Genomic DNA, 15,423 nt, shown 5'->3' on the forward strand with positions numbered 1-15,423 from the left:
GGTCGGCGCGATTTCGGCCGAAACGGGGCAGATCAACCCCACTTTTCTCTCTCTTTTCTCAGGGCGTTGGTTTTTTAGTCCAACGCGCGACTCCGCGTTTTCTTTTTTTTCAATGACTTAGCGTTGGTACAAATAGGGCGGTTTGATGGCATATATGCCCCTCAGAATCGGGATCAAACCATCTGCCCATGCGTGCTTGCGAGATCCTCAGACCAGGACTATAAGTGCTGTGCCGGCTCGGCTGCGCGCCCCGGTGTTTTGCCTGCATTGCCAATCGGCTCCAGGTGCCTGCTCTTCCGCTATGGCGGAGACAGGATTGCCTACCTCACGGAGCCGCTATGCCCAACCTTCAAAGTCTTCGCGAACGTGCCTTCGTAGCCCAACAAGGCCGCTGCTGCTATTGCGGTCGTGCCATGTGGCTGCAATCTCCATCCGAACTTGATCTGCGGCCGTCCAGGGCGATGTCGCGGCGATGCACAGCGGAGCACTTGATCGCTCGTCACGAAGGCGGTCGTAACAGAAGGGAAAACATAGCTGCCGCTTGCTGGCTCTGCAATCAGCGTCGGCATCGAAGAAGACGCCCTCTTTCGCCCGATGCCTTTAAAGAACTGGTGGCGGAGAGAATGGCTAAAGGGCGCTGGTGCTAACCCGTAATATGACTCGTTACTCCTCAAGCCAGTCGGCGTACGGCCTCAGATCCTCGACGTAGGGGAACAGGTCGCCGACCTCGCACTCCAGCGCGATGGCGAACTTCACGAGCGTAATGATCGACGCGGCCGACTTGCCGTTCTCGATCAGTCCGACGTGCGCCCGGTCTATTGGAATCGAGTACGCCAAGTGGTCCTGGCTGTAGCCGCGTTCCTTCCTCACCTCTCGAATGCGCGCTCCGACCAGCTTGAGCAGCTCGGAAGGGGGCGACCGGCGCTTCTTCGACGGGGGCTTCGACTTGGCCCGCGGCAGTCGGCGTTTCGGAGGGGCTGGCGACTTCGGCATCGGGGCGGCGATCTTCCAAATTTCGAAGACCGTATGGCCAGTCGGCCGGCTCTACCTGTGGCTAATCACCCTCTGTCGGCATTCCTCGCACTATAAGCTATTGATCTGTATTGACTTGCCAGTGATCCGGAAGCCACATTGCGCGCCGATGCGACGCTACGACCACGTTTCGTTCAGCTACCAGCAGGCTAAAAATGCGCGAGCGCAGACGAACAAGAATCGGCCATCCCGCCGTCAGATCATTCGGATTCTGCTGTCGGAAAAATCTGACCCCCGCTGTTTTCCAGCGTTTCGCGAAAGGCTACGCGCGCTCAAGGCCAGCAGTTTTCTCGATGGTTTAGTCGAATCGGCGTGCTCGCTGTGCCACGAAGCACATTGTTGATAGAGCAAAGGCTCGGGCTTTTCTTCGATTTTTCGAAGCGACAAACGCCCCGAGATAGGGCAACACTATCCGTCCGGCAGGAAGCCAGGGGATAACAGATACGGGAAGCACGAATGAAGTACGTCGTAGCTGATGATCATTTTTCGGTACACATGGCTGTAAAGGCGATTTTGCAAACGCACTTCGGCGCATCGAGCGAGAGCATCGTCGATATCCATGATGGTGATGCGTTACTGGATCAGATCCGGAGAGGAGGGTTTACCAACGCACTGCTAGTCCTCGACCTTTCTATGCCGGGAAGGTTCAGGCGCCTTCTGCTGGTGGAAGCCCTGCTGACCATCGAGCCGTCGCTTCGCATCGTCGTCAATACCGCCGACACCAGCGCGCATCTGGCGAGAGACCTGTTGCAACAAGGGGTTGTGGCCTATGTCACCAAAAGCCGGAGTGAGCCGCTCATCCAGGGAATCGCTGCCGGCATCGCGGGAGATGTTTACGTGGACCCGGCTATCGATCTGGAAGGTGCGGCTCGCCATCCGTGGAGCAGGCTCACCCCCAGCCAGAAGGCCGTGGTGATCGACGTTTGCCGCGATCTCAGTAACGAGGAGATTGCCTACGCCCACGGGGTTACCACCAACACGGTATCCGCGCACAAGCGGCAAGCGATGGCCAAGCTGGGGGTTACGAAGGATTCGCTTCTGTCGCGATACCTCGTTGAAAACGGATTGACGTACTTGCTAGACGAGTAGGAGCAGCAGGACATGGACGCCAAGCGGAACAACGTCGTGCCCCTTCACCGGCACGGAATACCGCCGGAGGACGCCGACGCGATCGAGATGATCATGCTGGTCCACTCCGGCGAGGAAGTAGCGATTGGGGAGATGGAGGTCACGGATGAGCCCCTCGATTCGATCTGCCGCCGCATGAACGCCGAGTCCGGCGCGATCTTTAGCGAGTCGAAGGGTTGGTGTTTTCCCGTCGCAACCTGGAAGTACCACGAGACCGGCGGGCGCCATCTAGTGCTGACCGTCATCGACCAAGGCCGCCGCAGGGTGTTCAAGCACAGCGTCCGGCGTTGACCCCAAAACATCCGTTTCAACATTCACAACTGGAAGTGGAGTCGGTATGAGCAAGAGCAATCGTCTTCCCGCGTTGCCCGCCACGGTGCTCGTGGCGATCCTGGCTGGCTTCTCCCATCCGGCGGCGGCCATCGACATCGTGTTCGACCCCAAGAACACCGCCGAAAGCATGAAGCAGTTGCAGGAGATGAAGCGCTCCTACGACAAGCTCAACGATCAGTACAAGGAACTGCAGAAGCAGTACAACCAGCAGTTGGTCAACGGTCAGTCCTATTTCGGCCGCGATGGCGTTAAGGTCAAGCTCGACCGGCGGCCGCTCGGCTATGGCCTGCCCGAGCGCTGCACCGATATCAAGAACCCCGGTCCCAAGCAGAAGGAACTCTGCACGGCGCTTGTGCAGACCCAGAATCGGCAGTTCAACGCGATGGTGGACCTGCAGGAACTGACCGAAGCCCGGGAAGGCGAATTGAAGGACATCTACAAGGAGCGCTCGGAGATCAAGCCGGACGAAGCCGGGCGCCTGCAGGCGAACAACAACCGCCTGCTGTCCTTTCAGGCGCGAACGCAGGTGGACCTCCAGAATGCGCAGAACCTGCTGGAAGCCTATGGCGGGCAAGTGCGCGTTCTTGAACAAGAGCATTCGAAGGCCGCGCAGGCGGTGATCGAAGGCGAACACACCGGCAGCAAGATCGATCTCAAGAAGCTGGGCCAGGGCGGCATGCGAGCGGCAGCGCTCAAGGCTGCGTTCGAAGTGGCCAAGCGGCGCGAGCGCTGATCAGGAACCCGGCACCTAAACGGAATTTCGAGCATGCTTGACATCATTTCAGCCGGCCTGAGCGACAGCCTGCACCTGCTTCGTGCGGGGATTCCTGACGGAGTCGATAGCCTCGGCTTTTTCGCACTGTTCAAGGACTTCCTCGACGGCGAAATCGCCGAGTACTCCCGCAACCTATTGCGACGCGTCGGCACGTTGGTTGCCGTTGGCGTTACCCCGCTGGTAACCCTGTGGATCATCTACCAGGGTTATCTCAGGGTAACCGGGCAGTCGCATGGTTCGATGGCAGCGCTGAAAGTTGAGGCCACGAGGATCGTCTTGATCGTCACGATCGCTGGCGCGTCCGCCAATTTCCAGGATTCGATCTACAAGTCGATGACGGACGGTGTCGGTCAGGTCATCAACTACGCGATCAGCGGTGAAGACAAGGCCACTGTCTACGACAACATCGATCAGGCGCTGGCTCTGATGCAACTGGCAACCAGCAGCATCGACATGCTCGACGTGGGCGAAAACCAAGTCGCCCTCAAGAAGCGAGATCAAGCCAGTTTGGTTGCCGGGCTCGGGGTCGGGGGGCCGGCGGTGGTCGGCGGATGCCTCCTCATCCTGAACAAGTTCGTGATCGCCATGCTGCTCGGCGTCGGCCCGTTTTTCGTTCTCTGCCTAATCTTCAAGCAGACGGAGGGGCTGTTCAAGGGCTGGCTGAACTCGTTGCTGGGGTCTCTAATGGCTATGGCCTTCTTGAGCGTGGCGGTCACTCTTGCGATGGACGTCACGCTCGCACTCGCAGGAGGGTTTTGGGCAGCTGAGGGACTGTCCCGCCTGCTGGGCATGGGGACCGCTTCTGAAGGCATCAACAGCGTGGTCCAGATGCAGGGCATCTTGGGACTCGTCCTCACCACGTTCATCATGGGAGCGCCACCTGCGGCGGCGATGTTATTCAGGGGACTGCTGGCCAACTTCAACCCCCACTCCCAGTTCACCGGCGGCGGTGCCCGCAGCGGAGACCGCGCCCCGTCGGGATACCCTCAGCCTCCTGCATCCTCCCCCCCGCCGCCGCCCCCGTCAGGTCAGCAGCAAGTGGTTGTTCGCTAGTCCCAGCTCACTACTAGCAGGCACGAGCAGCCGACCTCAAAGGAAGCATCATGAACCTTCGCCACTTCACCCTGATTTGCACGCTTACGGCCATTTCGCCCCTTGCGATTGCTCAACGAGGATGCCCCGAGGGGTACTACGAACAAAACTCTACGGGTCTCAATTCCTGTATCCCGATCCCAACAGGCGTCGAAGCACAGCCAACAGGACCGAAATGGATCAAAACTTGGGGAGCAATCGCGGCCGAAGCTGGCAGCGGCAGAGTAGGCGTTGCTACCGGCAAGGATTCAAAGGCAGATGCCAAGCGAAGCGCCATGAAAGCCTGCCAAACGGGCGGGCGTAACTGCGAGGTCGTGCTGACCTACAACCATCAGTGCGCCGCAATTGCAGAAGTACCCGATTCCGACACCAGCAAAATGAAGAAGCGCGGATACGCGACCGGACCGGACGAAGCTTCGAGTACTCGTCAGGCGATGTCAGCTTGCGAGGGGGCGAACCCTGGCAGTGCCTGCAAGATCGCCTATTCCGATTGTTCAAAGCCGAAGTACAGCCCTTGATAATCCAGAATTTTCAAATCGGGACTGGTGCCTAGCTATGACGACTCGATACAACGTCAGCCGGGAGGGCGACAAGTTCATCCGCCCTGTTGCGATTGCGGTCATTGTGACGCAGCTCTTTCTGATGCTCGCGTTCTTGGCGGTCCTCGCATCCTGGGCGTTTGACTTGAATCTTTACGTCGCTGCCCGATTCATGTCCGCGCTGGCAGGCACGTCGGTGATGATCGTGGCAGCACAGATATGGAAGCTCTACTTCCAGACTCGGCGTAAGTTGGCGGGACTCCGAGACACCAAGATCGTATGGCTGGCTTCGGCGGTAACCGCTGCATGCGTGCTATCCACTGTCGTAGTCGCCGCCACGGTTCCTATCATGAGCGCTGACGTTTCCCAGGAAGCGGCAGCGGCGGTAATGGCCGCTCAGTTCATCACGGTATTGACGACGGGCCTCTTTGCCGCCAAATCGACTATGGCTTTCACCGCACTTTTCGAAGCACTTCGGGTTACCGAGAGAGCCCGACTCAACTAAGCCTTACGAGCGATCTATGAGCGATAGACAGCCAACCGCTATTCGCGTCTTAAGCATGGCTTTGATGATCGCCCTGCTTTCAGTCGCCGGTTGCTCCGGAAAATCAGGAGCAAAGATGCCCACCTACGACAAGAATCCCACCCCAAAGCAGCGATACGACGTAACGGTTGTGATCGAAAATGCGCCGGGTCCATTCGCAGTCGTGCATGGGGCGGTGCAGTACGACATTGCCAACATGGACTGCCTACCGCCGGCCGAGAGCTTCTCCGGTGCACAGACAACGCCAATCTCTACATTCGTGCCCATCGTCCTTAAGCGCGTCAACGACACGACTTTTGAAGGACAGTTTGCGCTGGATGAATTGGTCGATGGTGACTACTTCGGGCGAGGGATCTGCCACTTCAAGCCCATTGGCCCTTCTTTCTCCCTTAAGGCTAGTCAGGCAGCTGGCGACACCAAATTCGTCGCGAGCCGTTGGGCCAATGAGTTGGAGCAGGCGGACCAACTAACAACCTATTACTGGCGGGCCAGCTATCCCAGGCACGCCAAGATCGAGGACTACTCGGACCTCGGATCGAGCAGCCCCGACGAGTACAAGGAATCAGTTCGTAGCGAGTTGTTCAGTGTTTCTGTCAGGACCAGGAAGGTGCCGGAATGAGCATGACCACGCAGCAGTACGCGAACCTCGCGCAGGACGCTTACAGGTCGCCGGACATGAGCAGTCTCGACAGCCGCCGTACCGTGATCGACGGGGTCGAGTACACCATTCGCGCCCATGTAAGCAAGGAGTCCGGCTACCAAGGGACGATCTACCAGCGCAACGACACCAAAGAGATCATCGTCGCCCATCGCGGTAGTGAATTCGACACTCAGCCGTTCAAGGACGGCGTCTTCGCCGATGGTGGAATGGTTGCGCGACGCGTCAACGCGCAAGCTGCGGACGCACTTGAGTTCACTCGTAGCGCAATCGAAATGGCTCAGACTAGCCGCGATGCGCGTGGCATGGAGCCTCAAGTGACAGTCACGGGCCATTCGCTCGGCGGCTGTCTCGCCCAGATCACTGCTGCAAAGTTGAACCTCAACGGCGAGACCTTCAACCCGTATGGCGCGGTCAGCCTCGGCATGCGCATCCCCGAAGGCGGCAGCAACGTGGTTAACCACGTCATGGCCGGCGACGTGGTCAGCGCCGCCAGCAAGCACTTCGGCAAGGTGCAGATGTACGCCGAGCCGGTCGAACTGAACGTTTTGAAGGCGTCAGGCTACGAGGACAACGGCAGCCAGTGGGATATCCGCAATCCCGGTAAGGCCGCGGTGACCGGCGGCGACTCCCACCGGATGCACCACTTCCTCGATGTCGATGGGAACGGCCAGCCGGACCGATCGATCCTGTCGCAGCCCCAGGCACGCGACTTGGCCGAGAAGCACCGGCCGATGATCGACAAGTACCGGGGCGACATCGAGAACATGCGAGCCGGCGTGTCCATCGGCGTCGCTGTCGCCAACGGCGCCCAGGGGATTGCCGGGGAGATCGGCCGACATCTGCCCGAGAAGTCGGAAAGCCCCTTCAAGGACGCCAGCGGCGCCCTACCCCAGCGTACCGACTCGCCCAGCGTCGATCCACGTACCCCTCGCCATCCAGACAACCCCATGTACCTGCAGATCCGCGACGGCATCGGTGCGCTGCACGGGCGCGAGGGCCGCCCCTTCGATGAAACGGCCGAGCGCACGACCGCCAGCCTGCTGGTCGCGTCCAAAGCCAACGGCCTCAACCGAGTCGATCATGTCATCCCCGGCCAGGCCGCGCAGAACGATCAGAAGCTGTTCGCCGTACAGGGCGACTTGCTCGATCCCTCGCATCGTCGCGCCCAGGTGTCCGTCGCCCAAGCAGCGCAGACGCCCGTGGACGAGTCCTTCCGCAAGCTGGAGGCCGTGGGCCAGCGGCTGGCCCAAGCGCCCGCCCAGGACCAGGTGCAGGAACACAGTCGATCCGCTCCGACCCGATCCGCCTAAACCGTAACTCCTCTCCAACCCGACCTCAGCCACACCGCTCCTTCGGGAGCGGCTAGGAGGGCTTTGTGTCCCGAATTTCAACACCGGCGATGCAACGGATGCTGCCAGCTTGGTTCCGCCGGCTTTTTACTCCCGGCGCCCCCGACACCCACGCCGCGCTCAGCTACGAGGCGAAGCTCATGGCTGCCTACGCGCGCAGCGCGCTGTGGGGGTTAAGGCCGCCCTTGTTCCACCCCGCGCCAGTCCGGCTCGGGCCAGCGGCGACGCCGGCAGTTCACCGGCAACTGGCCTGCGCCCTTGGGCATCTGAGCGAGGACTTCGTCGCCGGACAACGGTTTGGCTTGACCTTGCTGATGCGCGACCTGTTGGTGCGTGAACTGCGTGCGCCGTTGATCTACACGCTGGGTTACGTCTACCAAGGCGGACAGCGGCTCTACCACACGCCCATCGAAGGGCTAGAGCAGATGCTGCGCACGGGCATCGCGCCGGGCGCGCGCGTCAGCCTGCATGCATGGTTGACCTTGCCCAGCCACGAGATTATCGACGCCACCTTCTGGGCCGCCTTCCCGGCGCTCGCTTGTCCCGAAGAACGCCAGCAGCGCGGGTTGTTCATGCATCCCGATCAGATGCCGGGGCGCAGTTACCACCCTCAGTGGACGAGCGAGGAGTTCGTAAAGCGGATCGGCGTGGTCAAGGAGTACGAAGGATGGTGACCCCACCCGGAGCCGTCTACGACGTCGTCAATCACGGTTCACTCGGTTGGCGGATACGCCTAAACGATGAGGACGAACCCAGGTACTTCCCGAACCGTGAAGGCTGCGTCGCCGAGGCCGCGGCGCGTGCGCGCCACCAACACGCGCTGACCGGCCAACCGACCGAAGTCTGGGCGCCAGGCTACGACGGTGTGCGCCAGTGCGTCGTCCGCTACATGAAACCTTCGGATCTGGACGAGCTCCTCCGGCGTGGTACGTCGCATTTCCAGTTGCTCGGAGTCAGCTACGCCGACGGCCCGTTGTTCCTCAACGCTCAGGGATAAATCCAATGCTGGTACTAACTCGCAGGCCTTACGAGGCCATCAAGATCGGAGACGACATCGAAGTGCGCGTGTTCCGTGTGCGGAACGGGAACGTGCGCTTCGCCCTAGCCGCCCCTCGCGACGTGCTGATCCTCCGCTCGGAACTAATGAACCACCCCCGTCCAGCGGAGATCCCGTGGCGTGCATCGCGAGGCAAGAAAGCCGCTTGCCGGTTCCCCCCTGGCCCGGTAGAGCGCTGACGGCGGCGCGGCAGGCGCCCGCCGGCCAATCGGGGCCGGCGGGCAGCGCTCAACTCGCGCATCCAACAGATGGGTCGGACCAGGACCATGCCCCTATCGAGCTCCTGATCTGCCACCACCAGGGGAACGCGAATTCGTGGATGTCAGCGCGAGAATGTTCGAGGCAATGGGCCGTGCTTGGAGATCAGGTGTCCACGAAATCCCGGTATCTCCAAATGCATACGCAAGCGCCCGAGCAAAATCAGAGTTTTCCTACAGAAGCTGGTTCGTTCTATGAATAGGCTGTCGCAGCCCTTGACTTCACCATGGCGCACAGGCCCCTGCGTCGCCAGCAAACTCAGGCAGGCGCCGGATATAGCGCGCGCCATATCGCAGGGTGAGATCGCTTTTGGTGAGACTAGTCTCCGCGGGATGCGCTGCTAATGATTAATGGCAGGGCCTGTTGGCCGATAAGGATGAGCAATGACTAAAAACCTGAACTACCCGCAGCGCGGGGTTGGAAGTGCTTCCCCTCGATGGCTGCACTGTGCGATTTGCGTGGCGTTGTGGCCCACGCTCGCATGGGGCCAGGGCAACAAGGCGCCGTGGGAAGAGTACGACAAGCTCATCCAGGGACGCGGCAAAGTCGTCGCGCTAACCGCGGACCTGTTCGGCGACTCAGTCGATCTCGCCAGCGGCGCGCTGAGTTTCTCCGCAACCGACGCCAGCGTTCCGGGCAATCAAGACGGCCTCAGCGTCGCCGTCTCGCGCTCGTTCTCGGTCGGCAACCGCAAGGGCTACGGGCCGAACGAGTTGGCGTTCGCCGACTGGGACATCGAGTTGCCGCGCCTGACCGGGGTGTTCGCCACCGGCACCGGATGGGGCAGCCCGTGCACGCACCAGGGCAATGGCCAGCCGCCGTTGATCCAGCAGCCCGCGTACTTCTATCCACACGAGTATTGGCAGGGCAACCGCATGATCCTGCCCGGGCGCGGCTCGCAGGACATGATGGTCGCCAACGGCACGGTGCCGGCGACGCCGTCAACGGGCGGCCCATATCCCTGGCTGACCGCCGACCTGACCTTCTTTTCCTGCCTGCCGAACCAGAAGAACGCAGGCGGCGAGGGCTTCCTGGCGTTGACGTCGGACGGCACCAAGTACTGGTTCGACTGGCAGGCTCAGTTGCTCGAACCGACCCTGGAAAAGACCACCGCCGGTGGCAGCAGCGCCAGCGGCAATGTCACCTACCTGGGCCGTCGGCAGGTGTCGTTGTACGCCTCGCGCGTCGAGGATCGCTTCGGCAACTGGGTCAGCTACACCTACACCAATGCGGCGACCGCGCCGGTACGGCTCACCCGGATCGATGCCAGCGACGGCCGCGCGCTGACCCTGGAGTACAACGCCGCCGGCCACATCGCCAAGGTCAATGAAGGCGCGCGCAGTTGGATCTACGAGTACAGTCGCCCCAGCAGCGTCGCGACCAGCTTGTCGGCGGTGGTCCTGCCGGACGGCTCGCGCTGGACCCTGGACATGGCCGCCCTGGCCAATGCCACGATCCTTTACGAGCAATCGACCCGCCCGGAGGACCTCGTCCGCAGCTGTGGCGATCCCGGCATCGTCGTCGGTCCGGGGGATCTGAGCGCGACCCTCACCCATCCCGCCGGCGCGCGCGGCGTGTTCACGGTCGGCGTGCAACGCATGGGGCGCTCCAACGTCCCGATGGTGTGCAGCAACTACAGCACGCCCAATAACAACCCCAACGACGACGTCGCCTACTACGCGCTGGCTTATGACGGCTTCGCGCTCAAGAAGAAGCAGTTGTCAGGCCCCGGCGTGACGGCGGTGGAATGGAACTATGCCTACGGCGCGCAGATCTCGTTCGCGCCCGGCACCGGCCCGGTCTGCACCAGCGGCGATTGCGGCCAACCGCGATGCACCTCCGACAGCTGCGCCGGCACCTCGACCACGGTCGTGCAGGGCCCGGAGTCGAGCTGGACCCGCTACACCTTCGGCAACAGCTACCGCTACAACGAGGGCAAGCTGCTGAAGATCGAGCGCGGCAGCAGCGCCAGCGCCATTGCGCGCACGGAGACGTTCCGCTACGCCTGGGCGCTGCCCGGCCAGCAGTTCGCGGCGCCGCTCGGCAGTACCCAGCAAACGCGTGGCGATGGATTCGGCTCCGAGTATCGACGCCCGGAGATCGGCCGCTCGGTGTCGCAGGACGGGGTGAACTTCGATCGCCAGGTCGCTACCGTGGATGCGTTCGCGCGCCCGACCCAGACCACCCGGTCCAGTTCGCTGGGTTTCAGTCGTACCGACCTGAGCGAGTATTACGACGACACCGCGCGCTGGGTGCTGGGCCAGAGCAAGCGCCAGATCAACCAGAACACCGGCCTGGTCGTGTCGCAGGTGGACTATCACGCCGCCAACGCCTTGCCGGCCAAGGTCTACGCATTCGGCCGCCTGCAACAGGAGTTGGCCTACAACCCCGACGGCACGGTGGCGAGCGTCAAGGACGGCAAAGGACAGGCGACGGTCTTGTCGCAATGGAAGCGAGGCATTCCGCAAGCCATCGGCTACGCCGACAGCACGAGCGAGTCAGCCAGCGTCGACGATCTCGGCCTGATCGCCTCGACTACCGACGAGAACGGCTATAGCGCCGGGTACCGCTACGACGCGATGGGGCGCTTGGCCGGGCTGACCTATCCGTCCGGCGACAGCGTCGCGTGGAATCCGATGTCGAGCGATTTCGCTGCCAGCGGCGCGGCCGCGTTCGGCCTGCCGGCAGGGCATTGGAGCCAGGTGCGTAGCGAAGGCAACAAGCGCGACCGGGTGTTCTTCGATGCCTATTGGCGTCCGGTGCTGGAGGAGACGTACGACGTCGCCGACCGTGCCGGCACCCTGAGCCAGGTGGTCAAGCGCTACGACGGTCTCGGTCGGCTCGTCTTCCAGTCCTATCCGCTGCGCAATGTCGCCGACATCGGCGCCGCGCTGCCCGGCGTGCGCACGCGCTACGACACCCTGGACCGACCGCTCGCCAGCGAACAGGACTCCGAGTTGGGCGTGCTGACCACCTCGGTCGAGTACCTGTCCGGCTTCCAGCGCCGCACCACCAACCCGCGCGGCTACGCGACCAACGAACGCTTCCAGGTCTTCGACGAACCTGATTTCGGCAGCCCGGTGCTGATCGAAGCGCCGGCCGGCGTATCGACCACGATCGCACGCGACATATTCGGCAAGCCGCTAGAACTGATCCGGTCTGGGCCGAACGGCTGAGCCGCGTCGATTCCGGTCGATTGATCAAGTTAGCCGCGTCCAGGCGTGGCGTGTGCAGCATAGGTAAAGGAGCTCCGGATGAGCCGGATCAGTAAGTGGTGGCTGGGTGTCGCGTCTTACCTGCTGTTCGCCATGGCGGCATCGGCGCAACAGCCCAATCCGTATATCCATGTGGCGTTCGATTACCCGGCCGAGGGCGCGCAGTACGTCGCGCCCGCGAACGTGGCGATCAAGGCCACGGCGACCGTCCTCGACGACAACGTGTTCGTCAGCTCGATCGTTCTCAACGGCGCCAGTGGGCAGTTGCACCAGGTGCAAGGGCCCGAGTTGCAGTACACCTTGTCGAACCTGCAGCCCGGCAACTACGCGGTGTCGGTGATCGCGCGCAACAATCTCAACCGTACCGCATCGGCCACGCGCAAGTTCACCGTCATCGCGCCGGGCGAGAAACCGCCGACCGTGACTTTGCGTGCGCCGACCGGCGCGCCGTTCATCAATCCCGCGCAGATCGGCCTGACAGCCGATGCGGCCGACCCCGATGGTCATGTCGTCAGTGTGGCGTACTACGTCAACGGCCAGTCGCTCGGCACCGCCACCGCCGCACCGTATCCCTTTACCTGGAACAACGTCGGTCCTGGCAACTACAGCTTCACCGCGGTAGCGACCGACAACAACGGCAAACAGGCCACCTCGGCGGCGGTTCCGGTGACCGTTGCGCAGACGACGGTTCGCGGCAACATCGACGGCGTACACCCGTCCGGCAACGGCGAGTACCGGGTCACCGGTTGGGCGTGCACCAGCGGCCGCAACGCGCCGATCGACGTGGAGTTTTACGTGGGCGGTGGCTGGCCGCAGGGGACTCGTGTCAGCGGGCACACCGCTTCGCTGCCCAGCGATTCAGGCATCGCCGCGGCGTGCCAAGCGCAAGGCACGGCCTACCGATTCTCGATCCCGATCACGCCGGCGCAGCAACAGGCTTACGCCAACCAGGGCATTTTTATCCATGGCGTATCGCCGATTGGTGCGGGCAACCTGCTGATCGGCAACTCGGGCACTTACAAGATCCCGGCGCCGCTGCGGATCTCGCGTCGCTACGTCTACGACCAGAGCCAGCAACTGTGCAAGACCATCGAGCCGGAGACCGGCGCGACGGTGATGGAGTACGACGCCGCCGGCAATCTGCTGTGGTCCGCCGCCGGCCTGGACTTACCCGATCCGACCCAGTGCAATCGGGCCGAAGCCGCCGCCTCCGGCCGCGTCGTGGCCCGCACGTACGATGCGCGTAACCGGCTCAAGACCCTGCGCTTCCCAGACGGGCGCGGCAACCAGACTTGGAATTACACCCCCGATGGCCTGATCAAGGATGTCGTCACCGACAACGACGGCGCGAATCAGGGCGCGGTGGTCAATACCTATGAGTACAACCGGCGCCGTCTGCTCACCGGCGAGGCGGTGAGCCAAGCTGGGCTGTACTCATGGAGTCTGGGCTACGGCTACGACGCTAACGGGCATTTGACCACCCAGGCCTATCCCTCCGGCCTGGTCGTGCGTTACACCCCCAACGCCCTGGGCCAACCCAGCGGGGTTTGGGACAACGTGACTGGCGCGGTGTTCGCCAGCGGCAACCGCTACGCTGCCAACGGCGCCTTGCAGCAATTCAGCTACGGCAACGGCATCGTTCACACGATGCAGCAGAACGCCCGCCAGCTGCCAACGCGTAGCACCGATGCGGGCGTGATCGATCTGGAAACCGGCTACGACCCCAATGGTAACGTCGATCACATCCTGGATCGTCAGCGCGGCGATTCGTACAGCCGCTGGATGAGCTACGACGGCCTGGATCGGCTGACCACGGCCGGTTCCTGCAGCTTCGGCGGCGATTGCTGGCATCGTTTCAGCTATGACGCGGTCGACAATCTTCGCGGTTGGTCGTTGGGCAGCGTCAAGAACCATCGCTACGTCTACGACACTAAAAACCGCCTGACCAACATCCTCGATGGCGACGCCGGACCGAGCGTGATCGGCCTGGGTTACGACGACCAGGGCAATCTGTTCAACAAGAACGGGCAGGAGTACCACTTCGATTACGGCAACCGGCTGCGTCGGGTCGTCGGGAAGGAGGTGTACCGTTACGATGCCCATGGTCGGCGCACCTGGACTCAACGAATCTCCGACAGTCTGGCCGATAGCGGTATCTACAGCCAATCGGGACAGCTGCTGTACGAATCGAAGGGCCGCACGGGCGAGCGCAACGAGTACCTGTATCTGGGCGGCAGCTTGCTGGCGACGCGGACGAGGTCGGCCAGTGACACGGTGACGATCAAGTACCAGCATACCGATGCGCTGGGCAGTCCCGTTGCAATGACCAATGCAACGGGCCAAGTGGTAGAACGAACCGAATGGGAGCCGTACGGCAGCGCTATCGGTAAACCGAGCTACAACGGCATTGGTTACAGTGGGCATCCGATGGACGGGGCGACTGGCCTAACCTACATGCAGCAGCGCTACTACGACTCGACCGTCGGGCGCTTCCTGAGCGTCGATCCGGTCACGGCTAACGCGGTCACGGGAGGGAACTTCAATCGATACAAGTACACAGCTAACAATCCGTACCGATTCGTTGATCCCGATGGACGTATGGATCGTGACACCAAACGGCGGATTTCCGAAGACCATCGGCTGCAAAAAAAAGAATTCGAAAAAAACATTCCAATTGCAAATACTGTCAAGCCCATTAAGCTGTTGGGGCAGGTGCCTCAAGCAATTACTCTGGCCGGCCCAATCGACGCCTCGGCCGCAAAAGACGCTAAGCTGGCAGCGGAGAAATTTGAGAAGGATTCCGGACTACCCGGATCACACAATGGACCAGCAGATGCATTCAGGCACTGCACTGCAGCGTGCCTTATGGCATCTGCAATGCCCGAGGAGGATGCTCATCAGATTTTAGATAATCATGAGGCATGGGTCCCCAATCCTGCCGATGAAAATCAAATGGATCTTTTCAACAATCGTGCTGGCCGCGCCTTATCTAAAGAATATTGCCCGACTGGATGCCGCAATGCGCTCGATAATGGCGACCTAATTGTCTTGCCGAAAGATAGATGGAGTAAGGATAAATGAAGACTGGCCCTGCTTTGATTGCAGCTGCCCTAGGGTTGACGGCGTGCGCAGGATCCTCGAGCGATGTTGAAGTTCAAAATAGATCAAAATTTCCCGCTCGGGAGGTGTCCATTTCCGTTGGAGGGAATGATTTGCATATAAGCGAGATCGGCCCCGGGGAAAAGGCCAGCGTCTCTTACGTACCTAAGGCGGACTCTTCGATTTCAGCATCGTTTCGGGAGGGGGATGGCTCACTTATGAAGACGTGTGCGGCAGATGTCTATGTGACTAGCCCATCACGGGATCATTTTCTTCTGGTGATTGATGATGAGGGATGCGCAGTGCGACGAAAGTCCGGCGGGAGCTGAAAAGTGAATCGC

The 15,423-nt window shown here is 61.5% G+C and carries 15 protein-coding genes; 14 read left to right on the plus strand and 1 reads right to left on the minus strand.

Features of this window, described 5'->3' with window-relative positions; genetic code table 11:
- Window positions 1-461: 461 nt before the first annotated feature.
- Window positions 462-647, plus strand: a complete 186-nt coding sequence (locus BLV01_RS26975) for an HNH endonuclease (RefSeq protein ID WP_231783998.1) — start codon at window positions 462-464, stop codon at window positions 645-647.
- Window positions 648-663: 16 nt separating this feature from the next.
- On the opposite strand, the gene BLV01_RS21430 is transcribed toward BLV01_RS26975, so the two are convergent.
- On the minus strand, window positions 664-993 hold the full coding sequence (locus tag BLV01_RS21430) for a helix-turn-helix transcriptional regulator (protein ID WP_082644223.1): 330 nt from the start codon (window positions 991-993) through the stop codon (window positions 664-666).
- 495 nt (window positions 994-1,488) lie between these two features.
- On the opposite strand from BLV01_RS21430, the gene BLV01_RS21435 reads away from it, so the two are divergent.
- The 13 genes from BLV01_RS21435 to BLV01_RS21495 all read left to right on the plus strand — a co-directional run bounded on the left by BLV01_RS21435 (window position 1,489) and on the right by BLV01_RS21495 (window position 15,064).
- Window positions 1,489-2,121, plus strand: a complete 633-nt coding sequence (locus tag BLV01_RS21435) for a response regulator (protein ID WP_057945759.1) — start codon at window positions 1,489-1,491, stop codon at window positions 2,119-2,121.
- 12 nt (window positions 2,122-2,133) lie between these two features.
- Window positions 2,134-2,451 (plus strand): hypothetical protein, encoded by a 318-nt coding sequence (locus tag BLV01_RS21440; RefSeq protein WP_057945758.1) that lies wholly within the window; start codon window positions 2,134-2,136, stop codon window positions 2,449-2,451.
- 46 nt (window positions 2,452-2,497) lie between these two features.
- Window positions 2,498-3,226 (plus strand): TrbJ/VirB5 family protein, encoded by a 729-nt coding sequence (locus BLV01_RS21445; RefSeq protein WP_057945757.1) that lies wholly within the window; start codon window positions 2,498-2,500, stop codon window positions 3,224-3,226.
- 33 nt (window positions 3,227-3,259) lie between these two features.
- Window positions 3,260-4,321, plus strand: a complete 1,062-nt coding sequence (locus tag BLV01_RS21450) for a TrbL/VirB6 family protein (RefSeq protein WP_091804961.1) — start codon at window positions 3,260-3,262, stop codon at window positions 4,319-4,321.
- Between the two features lie 50 nt (window positions 4,322-4,371).
- Entirely contained in the window at window positions 4,372-4,878 is a 507-nt protein-coding gene (locus BLV01_RS21455) for a DUF4189 domain-containing protein (RefSeq protein ID WP_082644222.1), read from the plus strand.
- A gap of 37 nt (window positions 4,879-4,915) precedes the next feature.
- A complete protein-coding gene (locus BLV01_RS21460; protein ID WP_091804964.1) occupies window positions 4,916-5,404 on the plus strand; it encodes a hypothetical protein in 489 nt (162 codons plus the stop codon).
- 64 nt (window positions 5,405-5,468) lie between these two features.
- Complete coding sequence (locus BLV01_RS21465; protein WP_139179011.1) at window positions 5,469-6,062, plus strand: hypothetical protein; 594 nt, start codon at window positions 5,469-5,471, stop codon at window positions 6,060-6,062.
- A complete protein-coding gene (locus BLV01_RS21470; RefSeq protein ID WP_057945753.1) occupies window positions 6,059-7,414 on the plus strand; it encodes an XVIPCD domain-containing protein in 1,356 nt (451 codons plus the stop codon). The genes BLV01_RS21465 and BLV01_RS21470 overlap by 4 nt, the downstream gene beginning before the upstream one ends.
- Before the next feature lie 65 nt (window positions 7,415-7,479).
- The gene (locus tag BLV01_RS21475) at window positions 7,480-8,127 is read left to right on the plus strand and encodes a hypothetical protein (protein WP_139179014.1); all 648 of its coding nucleotides are present in this window, start codon (window positions 7,480-7,482) and stop codon (window positions 8,125-8,127) included.
- Window positions 8,121-8,450, plus strand: a complete 330-nt coding sequence (locus tag BLV01_RS25830; RefSeq protein WP_057945751.1) for a hypothetical protein — start codon at window positions 8,121-8,123, stop codon at window positions 8,448-8,450. Before BLV01_RS21475 ends, BLV01_RS25830 begins: the two co-directional genes overlap by 7 nt.
- A gap of 5 nt (window positions 8,451-8,455) precedes the next feature.
- Window positions 8,456-8,689 (plus strand): carbon storage regulator, encoded by a 234-nt coding sequence (locus BLV01_RS21485; protein WP_082644221.1) that lies wholly within the window; start codon window positions 8,456-8,458, stop codon window positions 8,687-8,689.
- Between the two features lie 462 nt (window positions 8,690-9,151).
- Window positions 9,152-11,944 carry an RHS repeat protein gene (locus BLV01_RS21490; protein ID WP_091804972.1) on the plus strand — a complete coding sequence of 931 codons (2,793 nt, stop codon included), beginning with the start codon at window positions 9,152-9,154 and terminating at the stop codon, window positions 11,942-11,944.
- 78 nt (window positions 11,945-12,022) lie between these two features.
- Window positions 12,023-15,064: an RHS repeat domain-containing protein gene (locus BLV01_RS21495; RefSeq protein WP_091804974.1), complete on the plus strand. Its 3,042-nt coding sequence runs from the start codon at window positions 12,023-12,025 to the stop codon at window positions 15,062-15,064.
- Window positions 15,065-15,423 lie beyond the last annotated feature (359 nt).

This window comes from Lysobacter sp. yr284 (genome assembly GCF_900107375.1).
In the GTDB taxonomy this organism is placed as follows: Bacteria; Pseudomonadota; Gammaproteobacteria; order Xanthomonadales; family Xanthomonadaceae; genus Lysobacter.

Bases quoted from the DNA above. Each gene is read 5' to 3' on its own strand.
- BLV01_RS21450 (WP_091804961.1), top strand. From the start codon at position 3,260: ATGCTTGACATCATTTCAGCCGGCCTGAGCGACAGCCTGCACCTGCTT.
- BLV01_RS25830 (WP_057945751.1), top strand. From the start codon at position 8,121: ATGGTGACCCCACCCGGAGCCGTCTACGACGTCGTCAATCACGGTTCA.
- BLV01_RS21470 (WP_057945753.1), top strand. From the start codon at position 6,059: ATGAGCATGACCACGCAGCAGTACGCGAACCTCGCGCAGGACGCTTAC.
- BLV01_RS21430 (WP_082644223.1), bottom strand. From the start codon at position 993: ATGCCGAAGTCGCCAGCCCCTCCGAAACGCCGACTGCCGCGGGCCAAG.
- BLV01_RS26975 (WP_231783998.1), top strand. From the start codon at position 462: ATGTCGCGGCGATGCACAGCGGAGCACTTGATCGCTCGTCACGAAGGC.
- BLV01_RS21460 (WP_091804964.1), top strand. From the start codon at position 4,916: ATGACGACTCGATACAACGTCAGCCGGGAGGGCGACAAGTTCATCCGC.
- BLV01_RS21495 (WP_091804974.1), top strand. From the start codon at position 12,023: ATGAGCCGGATCAGTAAGTGGTGGCTGGGTGTCGCGTCTTACCTGCTG.
- BLV01_RS21465 (WP_139179011.1), top strand. From the start codon at position 5,469: ATGATCGCCCTGCTTTCAGTCGCCGGTTGCTCCGGAAAATCAGGAGCA.
- BLV01_RS21490 (WP_091804972.1), top strand. From the start codon at position 9,152: ATGACTAAAAACCTGAACTACCCGCAGCGCGGGGTTGGAAGTGCTTCC.
- BLV01_RS21440 (WP_057945758.1), top strand. From the start codon at position 2,134: ATGGACGCCAAGCGGAACAACGTCGTGCCCCTTCACCGGCACGGAATA.
- BLV01_RS21455 (WP_082644222.1), top strand. From the start codon at position 4,372: ATGAACCTTCGCCACTTCACCCTGATTTGCACGCTTACGGCCATTTCG.
- BLV01_RS21445 (WP_057945757.1), top strand. From the start codon at position 2,498: ATGAGCAAGAGCAATCGTCTTCCCGCGTTGCCCGCCACGGTGCTCGTG.
- BLV01_RS21485 (WP_082644221.1), top strand. From the start codon at position 8,456: ATGCTGGTACTAACTCGCAGGCCTTACGAGGCCATCAAGATCGGAGAC.
- BLV01_RS21435 (WP_057945759.1), top strand. From the start codon at position 1,489: ATGAAGTACGTCGTAGCTGATGATCATTTTTCGGTACACATGGCTGTA.